Origin of the sequence: [Zimmermannella] faecalis ATCC 13722, assembly GCF_000381765.1 — a bacterium.
Classification (GTDB): domain Bacteria; phylum Actinomycetota; class Actinomycetes; order Actinomycetales; family Microbacteriaceae; genus Gulosibacter; species Gulosibacter faecalis.
In genome coordinates this window covers 403,653-414,912 of record NZ_KB907074.1, presented here as the reverse complement: position 1 = coordinate 414,912, position 11,260 = coordinate 403,653, and the positions used below count along the sequence as shown (strand labels likewise).

At 66.7% G+C, this 11,260-nt stretch carries 10 protein-coding genes and 1 tRNA gene; 5 read left to right on the top strand and 6 right to left on the bottom strand.

Features of this window, described 5'->3' with window-relative positions:
* Positions 1 to 38: 38 nt before the first annotated feature.
* Positions 39 to 542, top strand: coding sequence for a DUF3145 domain-containing protein (locus G328_RS0101930; protein WP_026339587.1), 504 nt, complete (start codon positions 39 to 41; stop codon positions 540 to 542).
* Between the two features lie 9 nt (positions 543 to 551).
* Positions 552 to 1,700 (top strand): DUF2207 domain-containing protein, encoded by a 1,149-nt coding sequence (locus tag G328_RS0101925; protein ID WP_019617659.1) that lies wholly within the window; start codon positions 552 to 554, stop codon positions 1,698 to 1,700.
* Between the two features lie 38 nt (positions 1,701 to 1,738).
* On the opposite strand, the gene G328_RS0101920 is transcribed toward G328_RS0101925, so the two are convergent.
* From G328_RS0101920 to aceE, 6 genes are all read right to left on the bottom strand, one after another.
* Complete coding sequence (locus tag G328_RS0101920; RefSeq protein ID WP_019617658.1) at positions 1,739 to 2,992, bottom strand: beta-ketoacyl-[acyl-carrier-protein] synthase family protein; 1,254 nt, start codon at positions 2,990 to 2,992, stop codon at positions 1,739 to 1,741.
* 89 nt (positions 2,993 to 3,081) lie between these two features.
* Positions 3,082 to 3,333: an acyl carrier protein gene (locus G328_RS0101915; protein WP_019617657.1), complete on the bottom strand. Its 252-nt coding sequence runs from the start codon at positions 3,331 to 3,333 to the stop codon at positions 3,082 to 3,084.
* A 102-nt stretch (positions 3,334 to 3,435) separates the two neighbouring features.
* On the bottom strand, positions 3,436 to 4,437 hold the full coding sequence (locus G328_RS0101910; RefSeq protein WP_019617656.1) for a beta-ketoacyl-ACP synthase III: 1,002 nt from the start codon (positions 4,435 to 4,437) through the stop codon (positions 3,436 to 3,438).
* Complete coding sequence (locus G328_RS0101905; RefSeq protein WP_019617655.1) at positions 4,434 to 5,360, bottom strand: ACP S-malonyltransferase; 927 nt, start codon at positions 5,358 to 5,360, stop codon at positions 4,434 to 4,436. The genes G328_RS0101910 and G328_RS0101905 overlap by 4 nt, the downstream gene beginning before the upstream one ends.
* A gap of 65 nt (positions 5,361 to 5,425) precedes the next feature.
* Positions 5,426 to 6,637 (bottom strand): PucR family transcriptional regulator, encoded by a 1,212-nt coding sequence (locus G328_RS0101900; RefSeq protein WP_019617654.1) that lies wholly within the window; start codon positions 6,635 to 6,637, stop codon positions 5,426 to 5,428.
* 18 nt (positions 6,638 to 6,655) lie between these two features.
* Complete coding sequence (gene aceE / locus G328_RS0101895; RefSeq protein WP_019617653.1) at positions 6,656 to 9,385, bottom strand: pyruvate dehydrogenase (acetyl-transferring), homodimeric type; 2,730 nt, start codon at positions 9,383 to 9,385, stop codon at positions 6,656 to 6,658.
* A 182-nt stretch (positions 9,386 to 9,567) separates the two neighbouring features.
* On the opposite strand from aceE, the gene G328_RS13745 reads away from it, so the two are divergent.
* From G328_RS13745 to G328_RS0101880, 3 genes are all read left to right on the top strand, one after another.
* Positions 9,568 to 10,032: a redoxin domain-containing protein gene (locus G328_RS13745; protein WP_154651498.1), complete on the top strand. Its 465-nt coding sequence runs from the start codon at positions 9,568 to 9,570 to the stop codon at positions 10,030 to 10,032.
* 11 nt (positions 10,033 to 10,043) lie between these two features.
* Positions 10,044 to 10,117 (top strand) — tRNA-Val (locus G328_RS0101885).
* Between the two features lie 417 nt (positions 10,118 to 10,534).
* On the top strand, positions 10,535 to 11,260 hold the full coding sequence (locus tag G328_RS0101880; RefSeq protein WP_019617651.1) for an aspartate/glutamate racemase family protein: 726 nt from the start codon (positions 10,535 to 10,537) through the stop codon (positions 11,258 to 11,260).

The following is an 11,260-nucleotide window of genomic DNA, read 5'->3' as shown; positions in this document are numbered from 1 at the left end:
TAGGGGAAGACGCACCACACGTGAAACAGGAGGAACACATGGCTGCACCAACAACTCAGGGTGTGCTCTACGTACACTCCGCACCGCGCGCGCTTTGCCAGCATGTTGAATGGGGGCTCGGGCGCGCGATCGGCGACCCCGTACACCTGCCGTGGATTCCGCAGCCGGTGATTCCAGGGTCGGTTCGCGCGGAGTTTGCTTGGTCTGGCACGGCGGGAACCGCCGCCGCGATCGCCTCACAGCTGCGCGGGTGGGAGCACCTGCGGTTCGAGGTGACCGAGGAGCCAAGCGACGCCGCTGATGGCGGCCGGTGGATGCACACGCCCGGCCTCGGCATCTTCTTCGCCCAGACCGACGCGTCGGGCAACATGGTCGTGCCCGAAGACCGCATCCGCTACGCGATGGAAATCGCGGGCGGCAACGCGACCGAGCTGCACCGTGAGCTCTCGCTGGCCCTGGGCCAGGCGTGGGACGACGAACTCGAGCCCTTCCGCACCGCGGGCGATGACAGCCCGGTCGTGTGGATGCACCGCGTCGGCTAGTCTCGCCGGGTGGACGCAAAGGTCGTAACCGGATTTCTCGTAATCCTCACGGTGTGGGGGCTCGTCATGCTCGGGCTTGCACTCTGGTCGCGCGCCGTGAGTAGCGGACTCCCGCGCTATCGCATCGCCGAGTATCAGCCGCCCGAGGGCGACGTCATCATGCACGGCCTGCTCGCACGCGCGGATCGCCGCACCGTGGCGGCCGCCATCGTGCAGATGGCCGTTCGGGGGCGGGTACGGGTGCTCGCACCGCAGGGGAAGACCGGCCCGGTCGCGATCGAGGCCCAACTCGGGCACGGCACGACCGCGCAAGAGCGCATGCTGCTGAACAGCCTCCGGCCAACGAAGCCGACGCCGCGGCAACTCCGCCGCTATCACGAGGGTCTCGCGGAACTCGGTATGACACCGATCCCGGGACAGGATCTCCCCGACCTCTACTTCCTCAAAGGTAAGGGCGCCGATCGGAGGTATCAGCGGCGACAGCTTGCGCGATTCTTTGAGAATTCACGAAATGCGTTGAAGCAGGCGGGAATCGCAAAGCGCGTGCAAAACGGAGTATTCCTGGGGCTGCTCTCGCTCATGTTTCTTGGCGGGTTCGTCGTAATTCCCGCACTCACGATCGGTGCGGGGCTCCAGGGCGATTGGTGGTTCGTCGCCGTGGCACCGCTGTTTCTTGCGGCGTATTTCGGCATATTGTTCCTCGCCGCCCCGCCGATTCTGCGCTTCACGCCTGGGGGGAAAGAACTCCGAACACGCCTTTCCGGTCTTCGCGAATACGTGCGCCTCGGTGAGCAAGAGCGCCTGCGCATGACGCAGTCGCCGCAAACTGCGTTGCGGACGCCAGCCGGCGAGCTCACGCCCGCGGGGCAGGCGCTCGGGCTCGAGGTGCGACCGAGCGCATCCAGCCCGGTCGCACAGGCACAGCTCGACTACGTCGTGCTCACTGAAGAACTGCTGCCCTACGCGGTGCTGTTTGGTCAGCAGAAGCAGTGGGCGGCCGAGTTCGCCCAGTTTGACGGCGGGGTGCAGGTCCAGCAGCTTGAGGCACTCGGGACCACCCTCGAGGGGCTCGTGACGGTCATGGAGGTGCTCGCCATCGTCATGCAGGTGTTGCGCGTGATCGGTGCCATCGCATCGTTTGCGGGCCGGGCCGACTGATGTCGACCCGGCCCGGAAACGGCGCGGTTGCGGTGTAGCTAGGCGTACTTGCGCAACGCCAGCACGGCGTTGTGGCCGCCGAACCCGAACGAGGTCGAGATCGCGAGGCCACCCACCGGCAGATCAACCTCACGTGCCTCGGTAACGACGTCCAGCGGGATCTCGTCGTCGAGGTGCTCGATGTTGATCGTCGGCGGGAGCACGTTGTCGCGCAGCGCGAGCGCGGTGAACATCGCCTCGACCGCGCCGGCGCCACCGAGCAGGTGCCCGGTCGACGCCTTCGTTGCCGAGACCGGCACGTCGTGCACGTGCTCACCAAGCACGCGCTTGAACGCGTTGTATTCGGCGATGTCGCCGACGGGAGTCGACGTCGCGTGCGCGTTAATGTGTACGACGTCGGTCGCGGTCGCGCCGGCGACCGCAAGGGCCTGCTCGACGGCACGCGAAGCACCCGCGCCCTCGGGCTCAGGGGCCGTGATGTGGTACGCGTCAGCGGTCACGCCGCCGCCTGCCACCTCGGCGTAGATCTTCGCCCCGCGCGCGAGCGCGTGCTCCTCGGTTTCAAGCACGAGCGCGGCCGCGCCCTCGCCCAGCACGAAACCATCGCGGTCGGTGTCGTAGGGACGCGAGGCGTGCGCCGGGTCGTCATTGCGCTTCGACAGCGCCTGCATGGCAGCAAACGCCGCGATCGGCAGCGGATGCACGGCGGCCTCCGAGCCACCCGCGATCACGACGTCAGCAACGCCCGACTGCAGGTGCTCATAGGCGTTGATCACCGATTCGGTGCTCGACGCGCAGGCCGAGACGACGGTGCGGATGCCCGCGCGCGCCTCGAGGTCCATGCCGATCGCGGCCCCCGGGCCGTTCGGCATGAGCATCGGAACCGTGAGCGGCATGACGCGGCGTGGGCCGCGCTCACGCAGGGTGTCCCAGGCGTCAAGCAGCGTCCAGACGCCACCGATGCCGGTCGCCCAATCGACGAGCAGTCGTTCGGGCTCGATGGAGCCCTTCTCAAGCCCCGCGTCGGCGAATGCTTCCCGCCCGGCGATGAGCGCGTATTGGCTCGAGGGGTCGAGGCGCTTGGCCTGGACTCGCTCGAGGTGGTCGTAGGGGGATTCCTTCACCGTGGCGGCAAAGGTCACGGGCAGGTCGATCTCGTACTTCTGCGTGGTTTCGGGCGGCAGGCTGCGCGCGCCAGATTCGCCGCGCAGCAGGGCGGCCCAGGAATCGGGTGCGTTCGCCGCAAGCGGCGTGAACGCACCGATACCGGTGATCACGATCTTTTTCGTCATGAACGTCGCTTTTCCTTGTGGGACCAAGTTCGGGGCGCAGATGTTGCGGTGGTGAGCCCCACGCGAGGGAGGGGCTCACCACCGACGCACTACGCCGCTTGGGCCTTGGCGATGTAGTCGACCGCGTCCTGCACGGTCTTGAGGTTCTCAACCTCCGAGTCGGGAATCTCGACGTCGAACTTCGACTCTGCGTTGACGACGATGGTCATCATCGAGATCGAGTCGATGTCGAGGTCGTCGGTGAACGACTTGTCGCCGGTCACGGTGTCGGCCGCAATGCCGGTCTCTTCGTTCACGAGCTCGGCGAGGCCGGCCAGGATTTCGTCGTTCGAGAGTGCCATGGTGTTCTCCTTGTGTTGGTGGCAGATGCGAGTGCCCGGATGGACATCCACATCGGATTGGATGGATTGGTTGGATGGACGGGTGGTCTGGCGTCGCGGCGACTACGGCAGTCGCACGACCTGTGCGGCGTAGGCGAGGCCCGCGCCGAAACCGATCTGCAGCGCGAGGCCGCCCGAGAGCTCGGGATGTTCTTCGAGCAGGCGATGTGTCGCGAGCGGGATCGACGCCGCCGACGTGTTGCCCATCTCGGCAATGTCGCGGGCGATCACGACCGATTCGGGCACGCCGAGCTGCTTCGCGAACTCGTCGATGATGCGCATGTTCGCCTGGTGGGGGATGAACGCCGCGAGGTCGTCGGCTGTGATGCCAGCGCGGTCGAGCGCCTCGCGCGCGGCCTTTGCCATCTCCCACACGGCCCAGCGGAAGACCGCCTTGCCGTCCTGGCGCAGCGTGGGCCACTCGGACTCGCCGCGCTGGTACTCGCGCAGCTCATTGCTCATCGACACCGCATCCCACTTGCTGCCATCAGAGCCGATGACCGACTCGGAGATGCCGGCTTCGTCGGCTGGGCCGATGAGTGCCGCCCCGGCGCCGTCACCGAGCAGGAACGAGATGGAGCGGTCGGTGGGCGAGATGACGTCAGAGAGCTTCTCGGTACCGATCACGAGCACGTACTCGGCCACGCCGGTGCGCACGAGCGAGTCGGCCTGCGTGATGCCGTAGCAGTAGCCAGCACAGCCCGCGGAGATGTCGTAGGCAGCAGCCGGCGTCGCGCCGATGCCGTCGGCAATGCGGGTCGCCGCGGCCGGGGTCTGCATAACGTTCGTGATGGTCGCGACGATGACGGCACCGACCCGACTCGCGTCGAGGCCTGCGCGCTCGAGCGCCTCGTTCGCTGCGGCGATACCCATATCAATCACCGAGACGTCGTCGGTCGCCCGCCGGCGGGTAATGATGCCGGTGCGTTGGCGAATCCACTCGTCCGACGAGTTGATGGGGCCCGCGATGTCGTCGTTCGTGACGACGAGCTCGCCACGGTAGGCCCCGAGGCTGTGGATACGCGTGAACTGCGGGCCAGTTGCCTGCTGCAGCTGTGGGGTCATGCTTCGTCCTCTCCGGCGAGCGCGGTGACAATCGCGTCGATATCTGCTGGCACGTTCACGGCGAGTCCCTTCGTACCGCGCATCCCGCGCTTTGCGAGCCCGACGAGCGTACCCGCCGGTGCCGCCTCAACGAGCGTCTCGTGGCCGGCGTCGACGAATGCGGCCATGCACGCATCCCAGCGCACGGGGCGATTGACTTGGTCGACGAGGAGACGACGGTACTTAGCACCGGACTCAATACGCGTGCCATCGAAGTTCGTGTAGATGCCCCGCACGGGGTCGGCGACCGCGAAGTCGTCAATGCGTTCTGCGAGGGCGTCGTGTGCGTCGGCCATGAATCGAGTGTGGAAGGCCCCGGCGACCTTCAGGGGAATCACGCGCGTGCCGGCGGCAGGCTCCGCGCGGAGCGCCTCGAGCGCCTCGGGGGCGCCCGCCGCGACGATCTGGCCGCCGCCGTTGAAGTTGGCGGGCTCGAGGTCAAGCTCCGTGAGGCGCGCGACGACATCGGCCTCGTCGCCGCCGAGCACTGCCGACATGCCTGTGGTGACCTTCGCGGCATCGGCGGCCATGAGCGTGGCGCGGCGCGAGACGAAAGCGAGGGCGGTCGCGGCGTCGAAGATGCCAGCCGCGTAGGCCGCCGCGATCTCGCCGACCGAGTGGCCGGCCACCTCGACACCGTCGAGGTTCGCGCCCGACGCCACCAGGGCATCCCAGGTCAAAATGCCCGCCGCGACGATGAGGGGCTGGGCAATCGCCGTGTCGCGGATCGTCTCGGCATCGGACTCGGTGCCGTGCGCGACGAGGTCGACGCCGACCGCGTCGCTCAGCTCGGTGAGGCGTGCGCGCTGGGTTGCATCCTCGAGCCACGGCGCGAGGAAGCCGGGCTTCTGCGAGCCCTGCCCGGGAAAAGTAAAGATCGTCATGTGGTGAAGTTTCTTGCTCAGAGTTGCTTGCTCAGAAGGTGAGGGTGAACTGGGCGTTCGTAACGCTAGCGGGAGCGCTTCGTCGGCTTCGCCGCGGCGCGCCCGTCATTCGAATTTGAGTCGGCGATGCGGCCGAGAATGAGCGCGGACTGCAAAATCAATGCCTCGCGGGCACCGGTCGCGTCCCAACCGATGACCTCGCTGATGCGCTTGAGCCGGTACCGCACGGTGTTCGGGTGCACGAAGAGTTCGCGTGCGGTCGCCTCGAGCGAACGGCCGTTGTCGAGGTAGCACCAGAGGGTCGTGAGGAGGTCGGACTGGTGGTCGGCGAGCGGCAGGTAGACCCGTTGCACGAGCGCCTGCCGCGCGAGCGGGTCACCGGCGAGGGCACGCTCGGGAAGCAGATCATCGGCGAGAATCGGGCGTTCGACTCGACGGTACGCGCCCGCAACCGAGAACGCGGCGAGCGCGGCACGCGCACTCATGGATGCCCGCACGACGTTCGCGACTTCGGGGCCGAGCACGAGCCGGCCCTCGCCAAAACCACCCTCAAGCAGGGTCGCCATCTCGAGGAACGAAATCGGCTCTTCCTCAAACTCCACGCTCGGCTTCGCGCGCCCAATGACGGGCACGAGCCGGTTGCCCTGTACGCCGACGAGGAGGTCGGCCTGATTGTGCCGCGCGGTGCGCCGCAGCTGATCGACCTCGAGCACCCTCGGGGTCGTGCCAACCAGCACCGCGACCTCGCCGTGCCCGCTCCAACCTAGCGCCGCGATGCGGCTTGGCAGCTCCGCGTCGTGCTCGCCCGTGAGGATCGAGTCGACGACGAGCGCCTCGAGTCGCGCATCCCAGAGCCCGCGCTGTTCTGCTGCGCGGGCGTACACCTCGGCCGCCGCGAAGGCGATGTCGCGGGAGTACCGCAACACGCCCTCGCGGATCTCGGCCGAGGCGTTCGCAACACGCTCCTCAAAGACGTCAACGACCACGTGGATGAGCTGCAGCGTCTGCTGCAGGCTGACCGATCGCAACAGCTCGCGGGGCGCCGTGTCGAACACGTCACGCGCGACCCAGGGTGCGCCGCCCTCATCCTCGAACCACGACACGATCGCCGAGATCCCCGACTGCGCGACCATGCCGACCGCGCTGCGGCGGCCCGGAGGCATGTCGGCAAACCAGGGGAGCGTCAACTCCATCCGGCGCAGGACGGTCGTGGCGAGGTCGCCCGTAATGCTACGGAGCCAGGCGACCTCGCGGTCTTTGCTGTTCGTTGGCGTCATGGAGCGCTGGTGTGCTTCCTAGGAGTCGCCGCCGGCCGTGCCCGACTGGCCCGCCGACGGGTTGTTCAGGTCGTAGCGGTCGATGGCGGTCTGCACGACGCCCGCGTCGACCTCGCCACGGCGGGCGAGCTCCGAGAGGGTACGAACCACGATCGAGTGCGCATCGATCTTGTAGAAGCGACGTGCGGCCGGGCGCGTGTCCGAGATACCGAACCCGTCGGCGCCGAGGGTCGCGTAGTCGCCGGGCACGAACTCGCGCACCATGTCGGGCAGCTGGTGGTTGTAGTCCGACACACCGAGGAACACACCGTTCGAGCTCTGGAGCTTGTTGCGCAGGTACGGCACACGCGGCTCCTCACTCGGCTTGGTCCAGTTGTGCTCGTTCGCCTCGAGGCCATCGCGGCGAAGTTCCTGCCAACTCGTGACCGACCAGACGTGTGCGCGAACGCCCCACTCCTCGGCGAGGATCTCCTGCGCGTGCAGAGCCCACGGCACGGCGACACCCGACGCGAGCAGTTGCGCCTCGGGGCCCGACGCCTGGGTCGGCGCCTTGAGGTAGTAGATGCCCTTCACGACGCCATCGACGTCGAGGCCCTCCGGCTCGGCCGGCTGCGCCATCGGCTCGTTGTACATCGTGATGTAGTACATGACGTTCGGGTCGGGGTGGTTCCCGCCGTACATGCGCTCGATACCGGCACGCATGATGTGGCCGATTTCGTACACGTAGGCCGGGTCGTACGAGACGACTGCCGGGTTCGTGCTCGCGATGATGTGCGAGTGGCCGTCCATGTGCTGGAGGCCCTCACCGGTGAGCGTCGTGCGGCCGGCGGTGGCGCCGAGGATGAAACCGCGCGTGAGCTGGTCGGCAGCGGCCCAGAAACCGTCGCCGGTGCGCTGGAAGCCGAACATCGAGTAGAAGATGTACATCGGCACCATGAGCTCGCCGTGCGTCGAGTACGACGTGCCAACGGCGGTCATCGATGAGACGGCACCCGCCTCGTTGATACCGACGTGCATGAGCTGGCCCTGCGGCGACTCGCGGTAGGCGAGCAGGAGCTCGCGGTCGACCGCGGTGTACTGCTGGCCGTGCGGGTTGTAGATCTTCGCGGTCGGGAAGAACGCGTCGAGACCAAAGGTGCGCGCCTCGTCGGGAATGATCGGCACGATGCGACGACCAAACTCGCCCGAGCGCATGAGGTCCTTGAGCAGGCGCACGAAGCCCATCGTCGTCGCCACGGGCTGGTTGCCCGAGCCCTTCTTCGCGATCGCGTAGGTCTTCTCTTCCGGCAGCTCGATCTGCGTGAACTTGCTGCGGCGCTCCGGCACGAATCCGCCGAGCTCGCGGCGACGCTCGCGCAGGTACTGCAGGGCCTCGTTCGACTCGTCAGGGCGGTAGTAGGGGATGCTGTAGAGGTCGGCCTCGAGGTCCTTGTCAGCGATCGGGATCTGCAGCGAGTCGCGGAACGTCTTGAGGTCGTCGAGCGTGAGCTTCTTCATCTGGTGGGTCGCGTTGCGGCCCTCGAAGTGGGTGCCGAGGCCGTAGCCCTTGACCGTGTGCGCGAGGATGACGGTTGGCTGACCCTTGTGCTCGGTCGCGGCCTTGTAGGCGGCGTAGACCTTGCGGTAGTCGTGACCACCGCGCTTGAGGCCCCAGATCTGGTCGTCGGTGTAGTTTTCGACGAGCTTGAGCGCCTCGGGGTCGCGGCCGAAGAAGTTGTCGCGCACGTACTTGCCCGACTCCGCCTTGTAGGTCTGGAAGTCGCCGTCGGGGGTTTCGTTCATGAGGCGGAGGAGGCCGCCCGACTTGTCGTTCGCGAGCAGGTCGTCCCACTCACGGCCCCACACGACCTTGATGACGTTCCAGCCGGCACCGCGGAAGAACGACTCGAGCTCCTGCACGATCTTCCCGTTACCGCGCACCGGGCCGTCGAGGCGCTGGAGGTTGCAGTTCACGACGAAGGTGAGGTTGTCGAGCTCATAGTTCGCTGCGACCTGCAGCTGGCCACGCGACTCGGGCTCATCCATCTCGCCGTCGCCGAGGAACGCCCACACGTGCGAGCCCGAAGCATCCTTAATGCCGCGGTTCGTGAGGTACTTGTTGTACTGGGCCTGCCAGATGGCGTTCATCGGGCCGATACCCATCGACACGGTCGGGAACTGCCAGAAATCGGGCATGAGGCGCGGGTGCGGGTATGAGCTGAGGCCGTCGGGCGCCTTCGAGGCTTCCTGACGGAACGAGTTGAGGTTTTCCTCGGTGAGGCGTCCCTCGAGGTACGCGCGGCCGTAGTTACCGGGGGCGGCGTGGCCTTGGAAGTAGACCTGGTCGGGCCCATCCGGGTGGTCGTAGCCCTTGAAGAAGTGGTTGAGGCCAACCTCGTAGAGCGTCGCCTGTGCGGCGTACGAGCTGATGTGGCCACCGACGCTGATGCTCGCCTTCTGCGAGTTCTGCACCGTCATCGCGGCGTTCCAGCGAATCCAGCGACGGTACGTGCGCTCGATCGATTCGTCACCGGGGAACTCGGGCTCGTCTTCGGGAGCGATCGTGTTGATGTAGTCGGTGACGGGATGCATCGGCACGCCCAGGTGCTGCTCGCGCGAGCGCTGCAGCAGGGCCAACATCATTTCGCGGGCACGCTGGTGGCCGCGTTCCTTGATCACCGCATCAAGCGATTCTTTCCACTCCGCAGTTTCTTGCGGGTCGGTGTCGACGTAGTCCTCTGAGTACGGGTCGGAAATGTGGAGTGCCACGTTGACCTCTTTCGTTGTCATGGAAGCGCATGTGATGCCGCACCACCGGGTTGCGATGTTGCGCCACCACAACAGCCTAGCGACTTCCGACAACGAACTTGTGCACTTGGTTGAGGAATTAGCTAGTTCAGCATCTTCGCACCCTAAAGTGCCAATCTTCGGCTGTGGAACCGACCTTCACCGTGACCGGCGACAGCTCCATCACTGCTCCGACCAACCGCGGCGACCGCGTCACCGTGCTTGGCCCCGGGTCCCCGCGAGTACTCATGTTCGTCCCCGGGGCGTTTACCCCCGTGTGCACCGATGAGGTTCGCGAGTTCGCCGAGCTCGCGGTGCGCGCCGAGCAACTCGGCGTCCAACTACTGGTGGTGTCCTGCGATTCGCCCGCAACGCTCGCCGCCTGGCTTGCAGCATCGGATGCGTCAGGTCGCCTGATCGGCGTGTCGGACCATTGGCCGCACGGCGCGATCTCCTCGCTGCTCGGGTCGTTCGATGACGAACTCGGCACGTCACTGCGCCGCACTTGGGCGATCCGTGCCGATGGGACGCGCGTGCTCGTGGCAGGTTCGGCGGCGGGGGAGTCGCGCGAGCTTCACGATCACCTGCGCGGCATCGAGTGGGCGGCGGACACCTCGACGCCGCTATAGTTGATGCCTGCGGGCTCGTAGCTCAGTTGGTTAGAGCACTTGGTTTACACCCAGGGAGTCGGGGGTTCGAGTCCCTCCGGGCCCACGTTGTGATGAGTCGGGACATAAGCGACAGTTTGTGTCCCGACTCATTGCGTTTCCGCCGCCGCGCTGTCGCCGCCGGCCCATCCGCCCCACCTCCGCCGGCTGACGGCAATTCGCAACGTTTCGGCCTAAAACACTGCAAGTTACCGTCAGTTGGCGGAAGAGTATTTCCCTGCAGCCGCGCTCCCGCGGCTCGGTGTGGTCGAAGTCACACCGGCCGTCACACCGCCGTGCCGGCCGGCAGCACCCCGCGAACTTGCACGTCGCATCCCGCGTGAGCTTCGTGGCCGCGAGCTTCCACTGGGTGCGTCTCAAGGCCGCATCGCCACCTACCCGGGCGCCCAAGCCGCACGGGTAGGTTGGCTGAAAGCGGCGGGATGTCAAATGCCCGCGGCCCGAGAAACAAGGATGTGCGGCAATGAAGAAGCTGGGGATGGTCGGTGGCACCGGGCCGGAGTCGACACTCGTGTACTACCGCGACGTCATCGAGGGTGTGAAAGCGCGTCGTGGGGCCGAATCGTTGCCGATGCTCACGGTCGAGTCGCTCAGCGTCTTCAACGTCATGAGCTTCTGCGCGAACCGCGACTACGACGGCCTCGCCGACTACCTCACCGCCGGGTTCACCAACCTCGCGAACGCGGGTTGTGAAGTCGCCTCGCTGACCGCGCTGACGCCCCACATCGTCTTCGACCGCGTCGCCGAGCGCTCGCGCATCCCGCTCGTGAGCGCCGTCGGAGCGACCTGCGAGGCGGCCGTTGCGGCGGGCGTGGAAAGCGTCGTGCTGCTCGGCACCGAATTCACGATGCGTGAGGACTTCTTCGCGGGGCCCCTGCGCGCGGCCGGGCTCGAGGTTGCGCTGCCGAATGACGACGAGATCACCGTGATTCAGCATCACATCGCGAGCGAACTCGAACACGGGGTAGTCCTCGACGAAACGCGCGCGGAGTTCGTGCGCATCATCGAACGGCTCCGCGATGAGGCTGGCGCCGACCAGGTCGTGCTCGGCTGCACCGAACTCCCGCTCATTCTCGATGACTCGACCTCGCCGATTCCGTGCCTCGACCCGGCACAGGTGCACATCGCGGCCCTCGTCGACGCGATTCTCGACGAGAACGACGAGCCATCACCCACGGCCGCCCACTAG